Source organism: Acetobacter sp. (genome assembly GCF_047721705.1).
In the GTDB taxonomy this organism is placed as follows: domain Bacteria; phylum Pseudomonadota; class Alphaproteobacteria; order Acetobacterales; family Acetobacteraceae; genus Acetobacter.
Genome location: NZ_JBDNXK010000033.1, coordinates 1 through 19,276 on the forward strand (window position 1 = coordinate 1; position 19,276 = coordinate 19,276).

Genomic DNA, 19,276 nt, shown 5'->3' on the forward strand with positions numbered 1-19,276 from the left:
TCTCTCTACAGATCACTTATCGCCCTCATCCAAATAAATTACAGAAAAGCGACACTGCATTTTTTAGAAAAACAATTTATTCTCCCATTTATCAGGTTCTATATCACCAAACAGATACGGGTTTCTTTTCATGAAGCTTGCTTCCCCTACCACCACCCCACAGACACTCGCACACCATCTGAAGACCGCTCGAAGCAACAGCGATGCGATTGAGGCCCTTCCCCCTTCTCTGGTTCCCGCCACCGAAGAAGAAGCTTACGCGGTGCAAAATGAGGTTGCTGCTTCAATAGGCCCCGTGTGCGGCTGGAAGGTTGGAGCAGGCAGTCTGGAAGCAGAGCCATCTGCAGCACCTTTGCACACAGAAACCCTCTTTAACGATGGGGCAATCATTCCCGCCGGTTTCTTTCGCCATCGCGGCGTTGAAGCCGAATTCGCCTACCGGTTTGACCGGACTGTTGGCAGCGATTTAACACCAGAAGCCATCCTGTCCGCCGTTGGCAGTGTCCACCCTGCGATTGAAATCGTGGATACGCGCTTCACTGCCCCAAACTCGCAGCATCGGTTGGCGCACATGGCGGATCAGCAGAGCCACGGAGCATTGATCGTTGGGCCTGCTTTCGCTGACTGGCACCATTTCCAGCCCGCACAAGAGCATTTTACAATGCGCGTGGACCATCGGTGTGTGTCCGATCAAATCGGCGGCAACACGGCAGGCGACCTATCGCGCCTCCTCGTTTGGCTGGCGCGACACGCGGCGGAGCGCAACATGCCAATTCAGGCAGGCACGATTGTCACAACGGGTTCGCTCTCAGGGGCATTCTTTGTGCCACATCGCACACATGTCAGCGTACGTTTCGATACTCTGGGCGAAGTGTCAGCGTTTCTTGAATAAGGTCGCCTTATACTTCCTGCTGCGCTCGAACCAGATCAAGCAATCTGATCCGCGCAGCGGGCAATGACCGATGAATTGGTCCAAAAACGTCACGCCCCAGAAAATGAGCCGTCAGACGTAGGCCATTCACCCAATCCTCGACATTGCCAATAGCATCAGATGTCAGAAGAAACGCTGGAAGAGGCAGCAGACGTGGCGCCCATGTTCCCGCACCTTCCTCCGAAACGGCCCGACCAGTGCGCGGTGAGACGTAGCACAATCGATCTGTCTGTCCCGTCACGGCACAGCGGGACAGATCGAGCGCAAACCCCAGATCCCGCAGGAGAATGACTTCCCAACGAATCAACATCGACAGTTCGATGCCTTCATCGTGCGTCCCAAGCATAGCCAGAACCTGAGCGCTATCCTGACACAGACCGGGATAAGGCTCTGCTTCTGGCAAGGCTCCGTCTGCAACGGCACATAAGGAAGAAAGACAGGCAAGACTTAGTCGTGACGTCAGGGCGCGGGCCGCATTAGGCGCTGCCAGTTCCCCGGTCACCGTGCCCAGTTGCCCCGGAATACGCGCCCGCCACTGGGCTTGCACCAGATTGCCGGGTTGCCATGTTGCGGAGCCACGACGACCTGAGCCACCCTTGACCAACCCATGCGTAACGCCCTGTGCCGGCGAAAAAAGATGCACCAAGGCATCAGCCTCTCCAAACGGAGCAGCAGACAGAACAAGGGCGGGTGCTTCCCATTCAAGAGATGCCCCGCCCCCATTCATTTCAAAGTAATCCGAACTTAGCCGCCAGCAGCCTTGGCCACTTCGCTGGCAAAGTCGTTTTCTTCCTTCTCGATGCCTTCACCAAGCTGGAAGCGATCGAAACCGATCAGCTTGACGCCTGCCTTGTCGAGAACGGCCTTCACACGGCTCTCGCCGTCATGCACCCACACCTGCTCCAGAAGAACGACTTCTTCGTAGAACTTGCGGATACGACCATCAATCATCTTCTCGACAATCGCTTCCGGCTTACCGGAAGCCAGAGCCTGCTCCTTCAGCACGGCGCGCTCACGCTCGACGGCTTCCGGATCAATGCTGCTCACATCGAGAGCGGCAGGACGGGTCGCAGCAATGTGCATGCCAACCTGACGGCCCAGCGCTTCAATGGCGTCGCTCTCGGACGGTGCCTCAATGGCAGCAAGAACACCGATCTTGCCGAGACCCGGCTTCAGGGCGCCATGGATGTAGGTAGCGACAACACCTGACGGCACTTCCAGAACGCGTGCACGACGGATGGACATGTTCTCGCCGATCGTAGCGATGAGATGCGTCAGTTCGTCAGCAACCGTGCGACCGGAAGCAACTGTTGCCGTCTTGAGCTTCTCAAGGTCGTCACCAACCTTCAGGGCAGCCTTGGCGACTTCTTCGACAAAGTTCTGGAAAGCTTCGTTACGGGCAACGAAGTCGGTCTCGGCATTCACCTCAACCATGGCAGCGCGCTTGCCTTCGGAAACAACGCCGACCAGACCTTCAGCCGTGACACGACCGGACTTCTTCGCAGCGGCGGCGAGGCCCTTCGTGCGCAGCCAGTCGATGGCACCTTCGATGTCGCCAGCGGCTTCGTTCAGCGCCTTCTTGCAGTCCATCATGCCTGCGCCGGTCTTCTCGCGAAGCTCTTTCACGAGCGCAGCAGTGATTTCCGCCATGTTTGTCTCTCCATAATAGCAGCAAGCACGTCACCCTGCGGGACGTGCTTGCAATTTTTCAGAGCAGAGTGTCGGGCTTTTCTCAGGGAAAAACCTTCACGCCGCCTGTCTCAATTCAGCCTGCTTCAGCAGGAGCCGCCACGGCAGCTTCCGTCGCAGCAGCTTCAACAACCGGAAGCTCTTCAGCAGCGCCAATGTCATGGCCGGATGCACCGAGCTCAGCAGAGATGCCGTCAAGAACCGCACCGGAGACAAGGTTGCAATACAGCTCGATAGCGCGGATGGCGTCATCGTTACCCGGGATCGGATAGGTCACGCCCTCGGGGTTGGAATTGCTGTCGAGGATGGCCACAACCGGAATACCCAGCTTGTTGGCTTCCTGAATGGCCAGCTTTTCCTTCGTCGTATCAATGACGAACAGAACGTCAGGCAGACCGCCCATTTCCTTGATGCCGCCGAGGGAGCGCTCAAGCTTTTCCTTCGAACGGGTCAGCTCAAGAATTTCCTTCTTTGTCAGACCGTGCGTGTCACCGTCCAGCATCTCGTCGATCTGACGCAGACGCTTGATGGAACCCGTGATGGTCTTCCAGTTCGTCAGCATACCGCCGAGCCAGCGGTGATTGACGTAATACTGACCGCAACGCTGAGCAGCCTCAGCCACGAGATCGGATGCAGCGCGCTTGGTGCCGACGAACAGCACACGACCGCCACCCGCCACCGTATCGCGGATCACCTTCAGGGCGCGATCAAGCAGAACGACCGTCTGCTGCAGGTCGATGATATGGACCTGATTGCGCACGCCGAACAGGTACGGCGCCATGCGCGGGTTCCAGCGGCGTGTGTGGTGACCAAAGTGAACGCCAGCTTCAAGGAGCTGACGCAGTGTGAAATCAGGCATCGCCATGATGCAGAATCCTTGCGTTCCGGTTGTTCCTCCGCGACGCGCCAAATCCGGAATCCCGGACACCAGTGCGGACGCCGCGTGTGAAGTCCTGCGTCAGGTGACACAGGCAGGCGCGCTATGGACTTTTTTGGGTAAAAAAGCAACCCCGGATATCCGCAGTAGGCGGAAATCCGGGGGAAACGGCTTATTCAGGCGCTTTCTTCTTCCGATACGCCGGAACGGATCAGCAGCTCACGCAGATTCTTCACAACCGGAAAAACCTCGACATTGTGATCGCCGCCAAGCTCCTGCCACGCCTGCTGCTCCATCTCCACAATTTCCTTGTCTTCAAGGAAAATACGGTTCGTGAAGACCCCGAGGACAGGCCACGCGAGATCAAGCAGGAATTTCCACTTCGGACGCAGCACGGATAGCAGGCCGTAGCTCTGCGTCACCATTTCGTCCTTGCCCAACGGGACGTAAGCGACCCACAAATCCATTATCAGGTCACCGTCTTTGTCCCGGATCTGGAGCGTCTGATAAGGGTAAGTCGTGCGGATCGTGACGACTTCCTCAATCGGCTGATCCTTGATGTCGATGGTCTTGTCGTGCTTGCCAAAAATCAGACGTTCGGCCAGCGGCTGATCGCCTCCCTTACGTGCAAAGCTATAGCTTGCCTGCACGAAGTTCTCGCCTTTCTCCTGCCCCATGAAGCGAGCGGTAATCTGGCCCATCTGCTTGCGATGAAGAAACTGATGATTCATGTCCATCAGGTTCTCATGCATGAACGAATAATGGCAGTTGACCAGCGGATCGAAACGACGGGTCTTGAATTTGGGATTATTGACCTGACACGGAACCGGAACCGGCGTTTTGTCGGCCAGTTCAGGATCACCGGGGAAAATGAACACCAAGCCACCGCTCTCCCGGCAAGGATAGGTCTTTACGCCACGCCCTACCCCGGGACGATTGAGATAAGGCACCGTAACGCAACTGCCTTGCCGATCGAATGACCAGCCGTGATAGCAGCAGCGCACAACCTCGCCATCCACACGCCCCTTGCTCAGCGGAACCTGTCGATGTGCGCAACGATCTTCAAGGGCATAGATCGGTGCCCCGTTGTCAGGCCGCACGATAACAATGGGATCTTCCGCGAAACGCGTTCCGAACGCCTTCCCCACCTTGATTTTATGCGACCAGGCAACAGGATACCAGAAATTACGATCCAGTTTGACGCGACGAAGGTCGGGACCCGAGCGCGTATAGACTTCGCTGGTCACGGCAGAAGATTCCCGATCCTCTTTACGAGGGGCTTCGGCTTTCTGCTCTTCCCGGCTTTCCTGCTGCGTCAACATGGCCTGCTTTCTCCCCTTTGCTGTCGCGCACGGCTCTTCATGCCGCATCGTCTGGGGTTACCAGTTATCCGGCCTGCCTGACAGCACACAAATATATTCAGGAGAATCAGACCAGAGACTTATGAAAGCAAGATCATGTCATGCATGGCTGCACAAACACCGTTGCCCGCCAATTTGACCTATCTCAAAAGCGATAGAAACAGTCAGCTTACTTCGAGGACAGTCCATACAGCGAGTATTGCTGCATCATATGTGCGGTCGGGTACTGCTCCACGACTTCGCCAGCCGTGCTGTAGGTTTCCACCACGACGATGCCGAGTGCTGGATCAATATGAGATGCAGGATTGACGACAGGGAGGGCGTTCAGGCCGGTCGCCGTTTTTGGCGTCACCGCAGTCGATGTATCGGACGAGGTCTGCTTATTGCGGTCAGCGGCCGTCGTATTACCGACAAAGTTTTGGGCAGTGGCGGGCAGGCTAGACGAGATATCCATCACTTTTCTCCTGGATACTCTAAAGGCAGATCCCTTCATATCATTTTTGAGACAAAAAGCAACCTTAAGTTGCATTATGCGATCTCGATTCCCGTCACACCTGTAACCATCTTCAACGCCTGCCCCACGACCGGACTGATCCGATAACCGTGCCGTAACCGCACCTCGACTTCCTGCGTGGCCGAAATGCAGGGTAACAGGATGACCTTGCCTCGCCCCCCTTTCTGACGGGAAAGAATGGCCTGAATGCCTTCGACTGCTTCAGCGCTTTCCACCCACACCCGCATTTCGCCACCAGTCTGCGAGGCCATTTCCTCCAGCTCGACCAGATCCGTTGCTGTAATACGCAACGCCTCGCCTTCCAGCTTCAGATCGGCCGTCACCAGAACCGCGCGACCGGGAACAAGGACTTCCCGCACACGCCCCAGCACTTCCGAGAACAGCGTCACCTCGCAACTGCCGGTCGCATCGGAAAGCTGCACCCATGCCATTTTGCTGCCACTGCGGGTCGGGCGCTCTTTGCGCCCCACCACGCATCCCGCAATTTTCACACGACCAATGCCTCCCTCGGCCGATGGCAACAACTGCGCCATTGGCACCACGCCAAGACGACGCATGAGGGGACGGTAGGAATCAAGCGGATGGCCCGTCATATGGAAGCCGATTGCATCGGCCTCGTAAGAGAGGCGTTCGAACTCCGGCCAGTCCGGTTCTTTTGACAGAAGCAGAGGTTCCGGCTCGGCAGGACCGCCAAACAGCCCCCCCTGCCCGCTATTCATCTCCTGCACGCGGGCATGAGCACGTTTGAGGATCATTTCGATGGCGCTGAACACGCGCGCCCGATTTGGCTCCATTGAGTCGAAAGCCCCAGCGCGTGCGAGGTTTTCGAGCTGCATCTTGTTCAGGTTCTTCGGGTCCACACGGGCAGCAAAATCCGCAAGGTCACGGAACGGCTTGCCGCCACGCGCTTCCATCAATCCCTGCATGGCGACAAAGCCGACCTTTTTCACCGCCGCCAGTGCATAACGAATGGCGAGTGTACCATCCTCCTGCTTCTCAACCTTGAAATCGGCATCGGATTTGTTGATGTCGGGCGGCAATACGCGGATGCCGAGACGCTCCGCTTCCTGACGCAAGGCCGCCAGTTTTTCCGTCCGCTCCCGCGCCAGTGACATACACGCAGCGAGGAACGACACGGGGTAGTTCGCCTTCATCCACGCTGTCTGATACGACACCAGAGCGTAGGCGGCAGCATGGGATTTATTGAAGCCGTAGTCGGCGAACTTTGCCATCAGGTCGAAGACTTCGACGGCCTTGTCTTTCGGGATACCGCGCCCCGTGGCGCCTTCGGTGAAGATCTCGCGCTGCTTGTCCATCTCGGCGCGGATTTTCTTACCCATCGCACGACGCAGAAGGTCAGCGGCGCCGAGGCTGTAGCCCGCCATCTTCTGGGCGATCTGCATGACCTGTTCCTGATAGACCATGATGCCATAGGTCTCTTCCAGGATGTCGCGGATTTCCTCGTGTGGCGGTTCCCATGCCTCGCCGTGTTTGCGCCGACAGTAATCGGGGATATTGGCCATCGGCCCCGGACGATAGAGCGCCACGGCGGCGATCAGGTCTTCCAGTCGGGTCGGGCGCATCTGCTTGAGGACGTCCCTCATGCCCGCGCCTTCGAACTGGAACACGCCAGCGGTATCGCCGCGTGACAGCATTTCGTAAGTCAGCTTGTCGTCGAGCGGGATTTTCGCAAGATCGACCTCGATGCCAAGCCCTTTCAGGAACCGCACGCCACGCTGAAGAATGGTGAGCGTGGTCAGGCCGAGGAAGTCGAACTTCACCAGCCCCGCCTGCTCGACATATTTCATGTTGAACTGCGTGACGAGCATGTCGCTCTTCGGATCGCGATAGAGCGGGACGAGATCGACAAGTTTGCGATCACCTATCACCACGCCGGCGGCATGCGTCGAGGCGTGACGGTAGAGCCCTTCCAACTGCTGCCCGATTTCCATCAGACGACGCAAAGCCTCGTCGGTATCACGCATTTCCTGAAGTTTCGGCTCGCCGGCGATGGCGTCCTTCAGGGTAGTCGGCTTGGCAGGGTTGTTGGGGATCAGTTCCGCGACACGGTTGACCATGCCATATGGGAGACCAAGCACGCGTCCGACGTCACGAACCGCAGCGCGGGCCTGCAACTTTCCGAAGGTGATGATCTGCGCCACGCGGTCGCCGCCATATTCACGACGGACGTAGGAAATCACTTCATCGCGGCGGTCCTGACAGAAATCAATATCAAAGTCAGGCATCGAAACACGTTCCGGGTTCAGGAAGCGTTCGAACAGCAGGTTGAACGGAAGCGGGTCGATGTCGGTGATGGTAAGGGCATAGGCCACCAGCGAACCTGCGCCGGAACCACGTCCCGGCCCCACCGGAATGTCGTGTGCCTTCGCCCACTGGATGAAGTCCGCAACGATCAGGAAGTAGCCCGGAAACCCCATTCGGGAGATAATGTCGAGCTCAAACTCAAGCCGTTCCTTGTAAACCTCACGGGTTTTCTCATCAGCGCTGATAGCAGCGAGACGAAGCTCCAGCCCTTCTCGCGCCATGGCGCGAACGGTTTCGTCTTCGGTCTGCCCCTCGCGCACCTTCGGACAGATCGGCAGCAGAGGTTTGCGTGTTTCGACCTTGATGGCGCAGCTTTTTGCAATGGCCAGCGTATTGTCACAGGCGTCCGGCAGATCGGCAAACAGCTTGCGCATGTCGGCGGGCGGCTTGAACCAACACTCAGGCGAGACTTTCCAGCGGTCTTTCTCCGCCATAGTCCGTCCCTGCGCGATGCAGATCAATGCATCATGCGCCTCATGCATCTTCGGCTGAGGGAAGAAGCACTCATTGGTCGCCACAATCGGCAAGCGCATTCGGTCAGCAAGCGCCAGCACACCGGGCTCGACGGCTTCCTCTATCGGGAGACCGAACCGATTGAGCTCCACAACGAGATTATCGCCAAACGCTTCACGCAGTCGCGCCAACCATGCTTCAGCCTGCTCCTGCTGCCCTTCCGCCAGCATCTGATAGAGCGGTCCACGCGTGCCGCCTGTCAGCAGGAAAAGCCCATTGCTTCGGTCGCACAACAGATCAATCGTGACAGTCGGGTCAGCCGTATCACCTTCCAGAAAGCCTGCCGAGGACAGGAACTGAAGGTTGGACAGCCCTTCTTCGTTACGCGCCAGCAGGACAATCGGTTCCGACGGTGCGCCGGGCCGGTCGTCACGGGGTGGCAGACCTATCTGGCAGCCAATGATCGGCTGAACGCCTTTTCCCGAGCAATACTGCGAGAATTCCAGCCCCCCAAACAGGTTACCCGTGTCCGTGATAGCAACGGCGGGCATGTCCATCCCTTTGGCCAATGCCACCAGTTCCGGGATTCGGATGGCGCCCTGACTGAGAGAATAGGCGGAGTGAGTGCGGAGATGGACAAAATCAGCGTGCGGCATGGAGAGGAAGATAGCACAAAACCCCAGAGAGGAGTGCTCACTGATGTCCGCAAGAGTTCACCAGATTAGACATTCAATTCAGGAACAGAAGAACGTCGTCCCTTGATAGAAGTCCGTGAACTGTTTCCTTGAAACTCACGGAAGAAACGATCTCCGCCGTGAGTCCCATTCCATCAAATAGACAGTTTCAGCGCTGCTTTGGGCAGAACAGAACACGCAGCGACCGCACACCCTGCGCACCGTGGATCAGCACGCCTTCAATATCGGCAGTCGCAGACGGTCCCGTCTGGAAAACGGCGTATTTATGCTCGCGCAGTTCCGGACGCCGATAAGCATTATGCAGGTTGGCCACGATCTGCGAAGGATCAAGCAGAACAATCAGATGCTGCGGGAGATAACCGCTCGTATTGACGATCAGTTCGTCATCCGTGAGGCAGAGAGAACCCGTCTCGGCCACGCCAAAAGCCGCACGCACCACTCCGATTTCCACATCAGCGAGAGAGTGTGGGTCCATGTCAGGCAGAATCTGACGGATCTGGAGCGACGCATCCCCATGCAGCTCCGGCACGCAGGTGGCGATAATACCCTTGTCCGCCACAGCGGCGCGAAGAGCAGAAATCGGATCCTGCCCCTGAGGATCAAGCACTTTTCCGCCCATCTTCACGAGCATTTCGGAAAACGCCGTCACCAGATCGGATGGAGCTTTCTCATCGAACAGCGGCACGTCCGGCAGCGGAGGCTGAATTTTCGGACGGTTGGCGCGAATGGCGGCGAAAATCGCCGCACGACTGTCTGTGCTGCTCATCACTTTTTCTTCCCATCCACGCCACGCGTGCGCTTATACCATTGATGGAATGTTTCCTTTGGCACATGCGGCATTTCACGACCGCGCGTCCAAGTGTTCAGCTTGTTATACAGCACGAAGCGCGGCAAATGACGCAGGGCGCTGTCGGCCATCGGCAGGCTCGCACGATACAGCTTCGGTGACGCCAGCAGGGCACCAGCCGCTTTCATCATGCTCTTCTTGAAAGCCGGGATTTCGTGATTCTCGGCCAGAACCTGACGCCAGTCGGCAATCTGCTCGTGAATGTTGATCTTCACCGGACAGACGTTCGTGCAGCTTCCGTTCATGGTCGAGGAGAACGGAAGTGTCGAATATTTGTGGCGGTTGAAGGTCGGATCGATAATCAGCCCGATCGGACCTGCGTAGGTCGCGCCATAGCTGAGACCGCCGGACCGACGGAACACCGGGCAGGTGTTCATGCACGCGCCACAACGGATACATTTCAAGGAGGTCCAGAACTTCTCCAGACCAAGACGATCCGTCCGTCCATTATCGACAATCACGATGTGCATTTCGGCGCCACGGCGTGGGCCACGGAAATGCGACGTGTACTGCGTGATCGGGGAACCCAGAGCACTCCGAGACAACATCCGGACGAACACGGCCAGCGAGTTCAGGTTCGGAATGATCTTCTCGATACCCATCGAGACAATGTGCAGGCCCGTCGTGTTAGCCGACAGATCCGCGTTGCCTTCGTTGGTGCAGACCACAACCGAACCGGTTTCCGCAACCGCGAAGTTGCAGCCCGTCATGCCAGCATCCGCTTTCAGGATCAACGGACGCGTATGCTCGCGCTGCTGCTCGGTCAGATAGCTGACGTCAGAATTATCCGGGTCAGAGCCGAGTGTTTTTGCAAATACCTCTGCCACATCCGTCCGCAGCTTATGAACCGCAGGCACCACGACGTGACTTGGGTTTTCATTATCAAGCTGCTGGATCCGCTCGCCAAGGTCGGTCTCGACAACCTGCACGCCTGCTTCCGCCATCGCTTCACGGAAACCGCATTCCTCGGTGAGCATGGATTTGCTCTTGATGAGGCTTTTGGCATTCTTGGAACGCAGGATTTCCGCAACGATGTTGTTATGCTCGGCAGCATCCTTCGCCCAGTGAACCTTGACGCCATTCGCCATGGCGTTCTTCTCGAACTGCTCGAGATAGGTATCCAGATGCGTCAGCGTGTGCGTCTTGATGTCGGACGCAAGCTGGCGGAGGTCTTCCCACTCTTCGATGATCTCTTTTTGACCATCGCGCTTCTGACGCAGATCCCACAGACGCTGGTCATGCATGGCCAGATGCTGGGGAGCCGCCATGAAGCGACGCGCCGCTTCCTGCTGGTCGATCGGGTGATTGCCCCGGATGATCGCACCGCGCGGCTGCGGCTCGGGACCACGCGCGGGCATGGTGACGGAAGCGCCAGCGCCATGCGTCAGATTGGCGGGCGCTCCATCATTGGTGCGGCCCGCGGGTGTGGTGGGAGCAGCCTGATTCTCGATGCTCATGCCCGTTCCCCATTCAGGATCTGCGAAATATGAATGTATTTCGTCGGCAGACCAAGGCGCTTGGCGCAGCCTTCCTGATGCATCATGCAGGAACTGTCTGATGAGGTCACATATTCCGCGCCAGATTTCGCCTGATCGCGCGCCTTGTCCTGTCCCATGCGGGCCGATGTTGCCTCCTCGAACACGGAGAAGGTGCCACCGAAGCCGCAGCATTCATCCGGACGGGTGATATCGACCAACTCCAATCCCTTCACCATGCCGAGCAGATCACGAGGCTTGGAGAATTTTTTCTCACGCAGTTCCGTCATGCTGGCGATGTTGAGGCCGCGCAAGGCGTTGCAGTTATTGTGCAGCGCCACCTTGTGCGGGAATTCGGCCCACGGAAAACCGTCCACCTTCAGCACGTCATGCAGAAACTCGACTAGTTCATATGTGTGCTCGCGAACGTGCTTCACATCATCGGTCTGCGCAACGGCATCGAAGTTGTTGCGGATGTGGTTCACGCAGCTGCCGGACGGCGCAACGATGTAGTCATAGTCCTTGAAGTTACGGACGAAGAGTTCTTCCGTCGCCTTGGATTCCTTGTGGCAGCCCGTGTTGGTCATGGGCTGGCCACAGCAGGTCTGGTCGAATGGATATTCGACCTCGCAGCCGAAGCGCTCCAACAGTTCCAGGGTCGCCTGCCCGACCTCCGGGTGGAATGCGTCGACGTAACACGGAACAAACAACCCAACTCGCATAACGCTTCCTCACAGTGACGGTGCGACCTCATTGTGGGGCGCGTCGCCTTCCTATCATATCGCCGGAAATGTCCTTCTCTCGCAGTCTTGTCGAGAGTGAAGACGTGTCCTTTCGGACGAGCCCTTTCCACTGGCTGGAAAAAGAGTTCCGGAGGAACCCTTTACCCCCTCCGGCCTTACTGTCAAATCACTTAAAACAGATTGACTGCTCTGTTATTTTCTTTTCCCAAAACGAAACCATCCCGGCTTGTGGCCGGGATGATGTGCGCTTCGGAAAAGACCAGTTCAGTTCTTCTGGGGAGGACGGGCGTTTGCCTTGGCGACCTTCTTGCCCCACTGAACCAGCGTATCGGTGCAGTCCTCGGTGGCGATGTGACATTCGATGAAAGTCGGGCCTTTTTTGTTGGCCTTGGCTTTCTCGATGGCGTCCGCCAGTTCCGCACCGGTGCGGGCATGCAACCCCAGACCATGGCCGTCCTCGGCGTTGAACGCCTTGATGAGACCGGCATAATCCCAGTTCTTGATGTAGTTGTATGGACCGTCATGGATCTTGATCTCGATGACGTAACCACGGTTGTTCACGAGGAAGATGATAACCGGCACTTCATACCGGACCATCTGCGCAACTTCCTGCGCCGTGAGCTGGAAGGAACCGTCGCCGACCATCAGCACGTGGCGACGATCCGGCGAGCCAATGGCGTTACCAAGAGCGGCGGGCACCGACCACCCGATGGAACCCCACTGCATTTCTGTCTCGACACGCGCACCGTTCGGCAGGTGCATACGGACAGCGTTGAACCAGCTATCGCCCGTCTCTGCCGTGATGGTGGTGTTGCCATCGACCAGCATGTTGATCTGACGGGCCATCTCGTCATTGGTCAGCGGAACGGTTGGAGCCGATTCCGGAATCTTGACCGGCGTGTAGGTCGTGCTTTCAGCCGTGGCCGGACGGCTCGGCGCCTTGGCCGTGAAAGCCTCAAGGAAGGCACCGAGATGGAAGCCTGCAAAGCTCTTGCCATCCACCGTCACCTCGGCGAGGTCGGCAATCAGAGCCTGTGATGCAGGCGGCTTGGCCTGCCAGCCCACCGTCGCGTAGTCGTTGAAGATCGGCGCAAGGCAGATCACACCATCGGCCTTTTCGACCAGCTCCTGTGCACCCGGGGAACTGACCTCACCCCAGTAAACACCACGGAACGCCTTGTGCTCTTCCGGGAAGAAGCTCTTGGCGGCTCCCATGACCGTCACTGCGCAACCAATGCGGTCAGCCAGTTTGACGATCGGCTCCAGCGAACCCAGCGTGCGCACGCGGCTACCGACCAGAATGACGACGTTCTTGCGGGACTCAAGGAAATCGCAGGATGCCTTGACCGCAGCATCGAGGCTCTTCTGATCCGGCGTCGTCTCGTTCAGCAGGCTGCCAACCGGGCCGGGACGCACGCATTCCGCACCAGCAAGGTTGCAGGGAATTTCAATGTAGCAGGGCTTGCGCATGCGCAGCGCCGTGCGGATGGCATGATCGATCTGGGACGGCGCATTCTCGGCGGAAAGAATGACTTCCGTGGCGCACGTCACCTGACGGAACATCTCGGCCTGATAGCCGTAGTTCGAGTTGCCGATCGTGTGATGCAGGATATGGCCAGAACCCTGATCGTTGGTGTTCGGGCCACCGGATACGAAGATGACCGGCAGGCTCTCGGCGTAAGCGGAACCAATGGCATTGATCGCGGACAAGGCGCCGACATTGAAGGTGACGACCATTGCCGCCGCGCCGTTGGCGCGGGCATATCCCTCGGCCGTGTAACCACAGTTCAGTTCGTTACAGCTGTAGAGCTGCTTCGTGGAACCTTCTTCGAGAAGCTGGTCCAGCAGAACAAGGTTGAAATCGCCTGCGACCGCAAAATGGTCTTTCAGGCCGATCTGACCAAGGCGTTCGGAGAGATAATGACCGACTGTATATTTCTCGGGCATGAAATAGCCTCCTCAATGGAATCGAGACATCTTGTCGGTCGGCACTGTGATCGCTTGCCTCTCCCATGACCACTATATGGAAACACCCCGATCCATATCTTTTCGATATGGATCGGGGTGTCTGACTATCACTTAGAAATGAGACGTCGTTAATCAGACTTTGTTAACGGAAGCGTCATAAATCTTGTCGATTGTCTTGCTGAGAGTGGCGTCGAATTCAGCATCGGACGCATCAGCGTGCAGACCGCCCAGCAGCGCACGCGAGAAGCTCGCGATCATGCCGTGATTCTGCTTCAGACGGGCGCAGGACTCATCGAGTGAATAGCCACCGGAAAGCGCCACAAGCCGCTCCATGCGCGGGTGCTTGATGATGTCGGCATACAGATCCGCCACTTCCGGAATCGTGACCTTCAGCATGATCTTGTAGTCGCCGGGCATGGCGTCGAGCGCCTTGAGAACCTCATCACGCAGGATGGCTTCAGCACCCTTCTTGTCCGGGCTCTTCACCAGCACTTCCGGCTCCAGAATCGGCACAAGACCGTGCGATGCGACCTGATGGCCGATCTCGAACTGCTGCTTCACGATGGCGGCAATCGCCTCGGCGTTCGGCAGATTGATGACCGAACGTTCCTTGGTACCATAAATGCCAAGCTTGGCGGCGCGCGCCAGCAGCTTGTCCAGTTCAGGCATCGGCTTCATCATGCGGACACCGTTCACTTCGTCTTCAAGACCTTTGTCGATCTTGAGGAACGGAACAACGCCGCGCTCTTCCCACAGATATGTTGGGACAGGCTTGCCCTTGGCTTCGCCATCCATGGTGCGCTCGAACAGAATCGCGCCGATCACCTTGTCGCCGGAAAAGCTGGGGGCGGTCATGATCCGCACGCGCATCTCGTGGATCAGGCGGAACATTTCCTCATCCGAGGAATAGGCGGTTTCGGGAATACCGTAGGCTTTCAATGCGCCGGGAGTTGAGCCGCCGCTCTGATCGAGGGCCGCGATAAAGCCAGCCTTATCTGAAATCTGGCTTTTCATACGGTCGATGGACATTTTGCTTACCCTTTTTGATTTTCAACCTGTCGCGCGCCTGATGAAAACGCACTTTCAGCCAACCTCATCCTTGCCCTTACCCCGCCCGGCCTCGACATGCCTGAGTTCCGGTGGACCAAAAGCCAGTTTGGTCTTTGCAGACGGCGAGACCTTTGCACGGAGCGCGTGACTTCGCCATATGTTTACGGCGGGCAAACAGAATGAAAAAGTGGGAAAGCGGCGTTATTGCGGCATTTTCCGCCGCTCGGGTGGCAGGAGAATGTCGGTGAGTGTCGCAGATGTCTGCGTTTCCGGCATAAGCATCGGCGGCTTCCGGGGAATGAGATACCAGCCGATGACAAGAAACACGACCACCAGCGGCGAAGCGACAATCGTGATCGTGCCCGCCGGATAATCGCAGGCTGTCAGCACGACCACCGCCGCCAGAAAGGCCAACGTCAGATAGGACGTAAAGGGCGCGCCCGGCATCCGGAATGTGGGAGCAGGCAGGTCACCACGCGCCACAGCCCGACGATAGGCAAGCTGACTCAGCAGAATGAACATCCATGTGCAGATGATGCCGAGCGCCGAGAAGCTGAGCACGATTTCGAAGACGTCCTGCGGCACGACGTAATTGAGCCCGACCCCCACCAGACAGAAGGCGGACGTCAGAAGGATGCCTGCATAGGGGACCGAGTGACGGTTCATCACACCCAGAAAAGACGGCGCGGCTCCCCCCAGCGCCAGCGCCCGCAGCACACGGCCCGTGGAATAAACCCCGGAATTGAGACTCGACAGGGCCGCCGTGAGCACGATGAGATTCATGACACTGTCGGCATAGGGAATGCCGAGCGCATTGAAGAAAGTTACGAAAGGACTTTCGCCTCCCTGATAGGCACTCCACGGCAGCAGACACACCAGCAGCACGATCGAGCCGACATAAAACACAGCGATCCGCCAGATGACGCTGTTGATGGCGCGCGGCAGCGTTGTGTGAGGATTTTGGCATTCACCCGCGGCTGTGCCGATCAGTTCGATGCCTGAATATGCAAACACCACACCTTGCGTCAGAATGAGCGCAGACAGCAGGCCGTGCGGAAAGAAACCCCCATTATCCGTGATGAGGTGAAAGCCGGTCGGGTGACCGTTTACAGGCATACCCGTTCCAAGAATGACGGTGCCGACAACCAGAAACACGATCAGGGCAACGACCTTGATCAGTGAGAACCAGAACTCCATCTCGCCGAAATATTTCACGCCTATAAGATTCATTCCGGTCACGATGCCGAGGGCACAGAGGGCCAGCACCCATTGCGGCACCGCGGCAAACACGCCCCAGAAATGCATGTAGAGCGCCACTGCAGTAATGTCGGCAATACCCGTCATGGCCCAGTTGAGGAAGGAGGTCCATCCGGCTACGTAAGCCGCTTTCTCGCCCAGAAATTCCTGCGCATACGACACGACACCGCCGCAACTGGGTCGATACATCGACAGTTCGCCAAGAGCACGCAGAATGAAGAAAGAAAAGACGCCACAGACAGCGTAGACGATGGCGAGCGACGGGCCACCCGTCTGGAGACGGCTCCCTGCCCCGAGAAACAGTCCCGTGCCGATACATCCGCCGATGGCGATCATCTGCATCTGCCGGCGTCCGAGGCCCTTGTGATAGCCCTCGTCAGTGAGAGCCTGAGAAGCGTCCGTCTTGTCCATTCCGCCCCAGATTCAGATTAACCATGCCATCAACCGCCATTAGACTGGTTCGAGAACGAAACGTTGTCCATGGAAAATGTAGTTTGAATTTTCAGAACACGGCGTTGATGGCAAACTGGGGAGAGATTTTCACGCCAGTATCGTGACCAGCATAATAAATGGCTGAGCCGACAATGACGCCCCAGCGTGCGTTCCAGTTATATTCAATGGCAGGCGCGATCTGCCAGTCCGTCGATGCGGAACTGATTCGGTTGATCGTGGCGCCAGAAAGATAGCGCCCCTTGAGACGTGAGCCGTTCGACCAGTCACGCGCCAGATCCATCGCCAACACCCATTTCTGGCTCACGGCATATTCCAGCGAGAAACCAGTCTGCCCACTCATCCCCGGATGCCCACGCCCGACAAATCCGGCGGTGGTCCCGTAACTTGTCACATCCTGCAAGCGGGCAGATGTCAGGGCGTGACGGAACCAGTTCCATACGCGCAGACGCAGTTCGTGATTACCCGGCAGCGTATAGGTCGACTGCTCCGTGATCGCCACACGAAAGACATAGGAACCCGTTCCGAACCCGTCCTGTGATGAGCCGAGATGTTTGTAATCTCCTGTGGGAAACACGACACCCGCGAAAAGATTCAGATCGGGAATGTAGCGTTTCGGATTGGCATGCAGAAAACGGTAGATCAGATCGACAGGAAAATCGCCGAACTTGGGGCCATGGGCATGACCACTTCCATGCTTCCAGCCATAACTGATGACAGTATGGGTCTGGATGCTCAGATCATCCAGAATACCGTATTTCCACATTGTGGAATTGGAGAATGTCTGCTGCCGAGGATGCTGCGGATGGCTCGTGCCGTTCGACGCAAAATAGCCGATTGGCTGGCTATATGAAAAATAGGGCTCGACGCCGATGTCCCCGGCGTGGTTTTTCGCGCCGGATGGCGACACCAGCGAGCCGGTATACCACTGCCCCGCCCGTGCTTCCGAAACGTCTGCCAGGAGAAGGGTCATGGATGAGAGCGCAAAAAAAGCACGAGAAGATAGGAATGAACCAACTGTGCTCAGCATAAAAAAACCTGCATATGCACTTCTTTTCCGCAAATCATGGAAAAAATAAACTCCACAAATAGTAATTGTTTCGAACAAACACTTCGTATGTATCGAAACGAATAACTATTTTCTTTTAACCCAACCCACAAAAACTGGATTTCAACCGATACCTTTTGTTATGATTTATTGTTACTTTGACGTATCGGTTGTTTTTCCTCTATAGTGTGGCGGGGCATTTATCACTACTTGATGAGGAAGAAAAGTCTGATGGCGGCGACCACCCACAAGATCGATACGAAAGGGCGGACTTACGCCATTCTCGCCGCGCTTGCGCTCGGCGTTGTGACTGGTCTGGTTCTGCACACGCTTGGCCCGGACGTCATTCATGGCGCCGAGCAGGCATCCAAACTCATGACGGGTCTTTTCCTGCGTCTCATCAAGATGGTGATCGCCCCACTCGTCTTCGCCACGCTGGTGAGCGGGATCGGCAAGATGGGCGACGAGACGCTCGTCGTGCGCGTAGGAGGACGCATTCTCCTGTGGTTCATCGCCATGTCGTTCATATCGCTGACGATCGGCCTGCTGTCCGCCAACCTCCTGCGTCCCGGCATAGGCTTCACTCCACCTGCCGTGGCGGATGTCGCCTCGCTCAAGCATCCGTTCCAGCCTGTTGAATTCATCCTTCACATCGTGCCGACGAGTATCCTCGATTCAATGGCGCGAAATGACATTCTGCAAATTGTTGTGTTCTCGGTGCTGTTCGGTATCGCGCTTCCCGCCGCCGGACCGGCTGGCAAGACGATGCTGAACTGGGCGGAAGAGTTGGGCCACATCATGCTGCGCATGACGGACATGGTGATGCTGCTCGCACCGATGGCGGTTTTCGGCTCGATCATGGGCAGTCTCGCCACAGGTGGCCTGACCACCCTGCTCCATTACGGACGTTTCCTGATCGAGTTCTACGGAACCATTCTCGTTCTCTGGTGCGTCCTGACCGCCCTCACCTTCCTTGTCCTTGGCCCACGTGTGAAAGACCTTATCAAGGAACTGCTCCAGCCGCTGATCCTCGGCTACGCCACGGCGAGCAGCGAGTCCGTCTATCCGCTTCTGCTCGAAAAACTGGAGAATTTTGGCGTTCCAAGCCGGATCAGCGGTTTTGTCCTGCCTCTCGGTTACAGCTTCAATCTGGACGGCTCCATCCTGTTCCAGTCCTTCGGCGCAATCTTCATTGCGCAGGCCTACGGCATCAGTCTGTCATGGTCGCAGCAGGGTCTTATGGTGCTGGTGATGATGTTGAGCAGCAAAGGCATTGCTGGCGTCCCCCGCGCTTCACTTGTGACACTGATTGCCGTACTGCCGCAGTTCGGTCTTCCTGAAGCCGGAATGGCGCTCATCCTTGGCATTGACCATTTTCTCGACATGGCGCGCACGGCAACCAACGTGCTTGGCAATGGCTATGCCGCCGCCATTTCCGCCAAATGGGAAGGCGTTCTGTCGGACGGCCCCACAGAGGACGATCTGTAAGAAAGAAAAAGGGGCCTTCTGATTCCCAAAATGGGGGACAAGAGGGCCCCGGTTTAATGCACCCTAGTAAGGTGTCTTGAGGTGGGGTAGTTTACTAAATAATAT

General features: G+C 57.1%; 15 protein-coding genes. 2 read left to right on the forward strand and 13 right to left on the reverse strand.

Going from position 1 to position 19,276, the window contains the following annotated elements; genetic code table 11:
* Positions 1–130: 130 nt before the first annotated feature.
* Entirely contained in the window at positions 131–892 is a 762-nt protein-coding gene (locus tag ABF824_RS07500; RefSeq protein ID WP_415487628.1) for a 2-keto-4-pentenoate hydratase, read from the forward strand.
* A gap of 7 nt (positions 893–899) precedes the next feature.
* Here ABF824_RS07500 and recO read toward each other — a convergent pair whose 3' ends face one another.
* From recO to ABF824_RS07565, 13 genes are all read right to left on the reverse strand, one after another.
* On the reverse strand, positions 900–1,658 hold the full coding sequence (gene recO / locus ABF824_RS07505) for a DNA repair protein RecO (RefSeq protein ID WP_415487630.1): 759 nt from the start codon (positions 1,656–1,658) through the stop codon (positions 900–902).
* A gap of 17 nt (positions 1,659–1,675) precedes the next feature.
* Positions 1,676–2,581 (reverse strand): translation elongation factor Ts, encoded by a 906-nt coding sequence (gene tsf, locus ABF824_RS07510; RefSeq protein ID WP_415487632.1) that lies wholly within the window; start codon positions 2,579–2,581, stop codon positions 1,676–1,678.
* Positions 2,582–2,696: 115 nt separating this feature from the next.
* Positions 2,697–3,485, reverse strand: coding sequence for a 30S ribosomal protein S2 (gene rpsB / locus ABF824_RS07515; RefSeq protein WP_415487634.1), 789 nt, complete (start codon positions 3,483–3,485; stop codon positions 2,697–2,699).
* A gap of 188 nt (positions 3,486–3,673) precedes the next feature.
* Positions 3,674–4,819, reverse strand: coding sequence for a Rieske 2Fe-2S domain-containing protein (locus ABF824_RS07520; protein WP_415487636.1), 1,146 nt, complete (start codon positions 4,817–4,819; stop codon positions 3,674–3,676).
* A 208-nt stretch (positions 4,820–5,027) separates the two neighbouring features.
* Positions 5,028–5,312 carry a hypothetical protein gene (locus ABF824_RS07525; protein WP_415487638.1) on the reverse strand — a complete coding sequence of 95 codons (285 nt, stop codon included), beginning with the start codon at positions 5,310–5,312 and terminating at the stop codon, positions 5,028–5,030.
* A gap of 74 nt (positions 5,313–5,386) precedes the next feature.
* A complete protein-coding gene (gene dnaE, locus ABF824_RS07530; protein ID WP_415487640.1) occupies positions 5,387–8,806 on the reverse strand; it encodes a DNA polymerase III subunit alpha in 3,420 nt (1,139 codons plus the stop codon).
* A gap of 187 nt (positions 8,807–8,993) precedes the next feature.
* A complete protein-coding gene (locus ABF824_RS07535) occupies positions 8,994–9,611 on the reverse strand; it encodes a LutC/YkgG family protein (RefSeq protein WP_415487642.1) in 618 nt (205 codons plus the stop codon).
* A complete protein-coding gene (locus tag ABF824_RS07540; protein ID WP_415487676.1) occupies positions 9,611–11,050 on the reverse strand; it encodes a lactate utilization protein B in 1,440 nt (479 codons plus the stop codon). Before ABF824_RS07540 ends, ABF824_RS07535 begins: the two co-directional genes overlap by 1 nt.
* Positions 11,051–11,145: 95 nt before the next feature.
* Positions 11,146–11,889 (reverse strand): (Fe-S)-binding protein, encoded by a 744-nt coding sequence (locus tag ABF824_RS07545; RefSeq protein ID WP_415487644.1) that lies wholly within the window; start codon positions 11,887–11,889, stop codon positions 11,146–11,148.
* 285 nt (positions 11,890–12,174) lie between these two features.
* The gene (locus ABF824_RS07550; protein WP_415487646.1) at positions 12,175–13,857 is read right to left on the reverse strand and encodes an alpha-keto acid decarboxylase family protein; all 1,683 of its coding nucleotides are present in this window, start codon (positions 13,855–13,857) and stop codon (positions 12,175–12,177) included.
* Positions 13,858–14,010: 153 nt separating this feature from the next.
* On the reverse strand, positions 14,011–14,907 hold the full coding sequence (locus tag ABF824_RS07555) for a fructose bisphosphate aldolase (protein ID WP_415487647.1): 897 nt from the start codon (positions 14,905–14,907) through the stop codon (positions 14,011–14,013).
* A gap of 222 nt (positions 14,908–15,129) precedes the next feature.
* On the reverse strand, positions 15,130–16,596 hold the full coding sequence (locus tag ABF824_RS07560) for an amino acid permease (RefSeq protein WP_415487649.1): 1,467 nt from the start codon (positions 16,594–16,596) through the stop codon (positions 15,130–15,132).
* A 91-nt stretch (positions 16,597–16,687) separates the two neighbouring features.
* Positions 16,688–17,608, reverse strand: coding sequence for a hypothetical protein (locus tag ABF824_RS07565; RefSeq protein WP_415487651.1), 921 nt, complete (start codon positions 17,606–17,608; stop codon positions 16,688–16,690).
* Positions 17,609–17,914: 306 nt separating this feature from the next.
* Between ABF824_RS07565 and ABF824_RS07570 the strand changes: the two genes are divergently transcribed.
* Positions 17,915–19,171 (forward strand): dicarboxylate/amino acid:cation symporter, encoded by a 1,257-nt coding sequence (locus tag ABF824_RS07570; RefSeq protein ID WP_415487653.1) that lies wholly within the window; start codon positions 17,915–17,917, stop codon positions 19,169–19,171.
* Positions 19,172–19,276 lie beyond the last annotated feature (105 nt).